1 protein-coding gene is annotated in these 1,295 nt (G+C 50.6%); it reads left to right on the top strand.

Annotated features, from left to right (window positions below; translation table 11 throughout):
- Nucleotides 1-98: 98 nt before the first annotated feature.
- Nucleotides 99-1,292: an ISL3 family transposase gene (locus tag FCL42_RS21475; protein ID WP_205729314.1), complete on the top strand. Its 1,194-nt coding sequence runs from the start codon at nt 99-101 to the stop codon at nt 1,290-1,292.
- Nucleotides 1,293-1,295 lie beyond the last annotated feature (3 nt).

Here is a 1,295-nt window from a genome sequence, read left to right as displayed (position 1 = left end):
GGTTCTTCGCGGATGAGCGGGGAATAGATACAGAAACGGCTGGTTAGGTTAGAGTTTCATCGCCAAACAAAACCACTCACCAGCCACCAGCCGTTTCGATGTCGCAGCTTACCTTTCCTATTGAGCTGTGGGAAGGCTTTAATCCTTCTCACGTAGAGCAACATGGGTCTTCACTGACCATCCACCTCACCCCTTCTCGTCGCCCTGTCTGTCACTGTGGCGCCCCGGGCAAGCATATTCATGACACATCGATCCGCAGGATCACAGAGCGTGCCATCCTCGATTACCCGGTCACATTATTGGTGCCTGTTCGTCGTCTGGTATGTCAGCACTGTGGCATCAAGACTGAGCATATTTCTTGGTTAAAACCGTTCTCACGAATAACGGAGCGCCTTGCTAGCTTTGCAGAGACTTTATTGCCACTGCTACCGATTAAGCACATCAGTCAGTTGTTAGGGCTGCACTGGCACACGCTAAAAGAACTCGATAAGGCTCGTTTACGCCGCGAGGTTAGGGAGCCGGACTGGAGTCAGGTTAAGCGTTTAGTCATGGATGAATTTGCTCTGTTTAAGGGCCATCGTTATGCCACGGTCATCGCTGATGCAGACACTCATCAGGTACTTTGGATAGGTGAAGGTCGCAGTCGTGCAGCTATCAGGCCGTTCTTTGAAATGCTGGGCGAGCATTGCCAGCAAATCGAGGCAGTAGCTATGGATATGAACACGGCCTTTGACCTCGAAGTTCAACAGCATTGTCCAAAAGCACAAGTGATTTACGACCTATTTCATGTCATCGCCAAATACGGCCGGGAAGTCATCGACCGCGTTCGTGTCGACTGTGCCAACGAGTTGAAGGGTGACAAAGCAGCACGAAAACGAGTGAAGCGAGGTCGTTGGGTATTGCTCAAAAACAAAGAGAACATGAGCGACAAACAGCGCAGCTACCTAAATGAACTGCTGACAGCCAATCATGATTTGATGGTGGTCTATCTGCTTAAAGAACAGCTAAAGGAGCTGTGGTACTGCGAGGGGGAGGACACAGCTCGGGGGTTATGGGATGTGTGGTGGCAACAGGTGCAAGAAAGCGGAATAAAGCCCCTTGTCCACTTCGCCAACAAGTTAAAGCCTTATCTCCCTGGTATCACCGCTTCGGCCGTTCATCCCCTGCATACCTGCCGGCTCGAGGGGATGAACAACAAAATCAAATTGATTAAGCGCATGGCTTACGGCTACCGGGACACTGAGTACTTTTTCTTGAAGATAAAATCAGCATTCCCCGGAGATCCGCGATGAACC

The sequence above is a fragment of the Ferrimonas aestuarii genome, from assembly GCF_005116665.1.
GTDB lineage: Bacteria > Pseudomonadota > Gammaproteobacteria > Enterobacterales > Shewanellaceae > Ferrimonas > Ferrimonas aestuarii.
The sequence above is the reverse complement of the archived record's forward strand: the minus strand, read 5'-3'. Positions and strand labels throughout refer to the sequence as shown.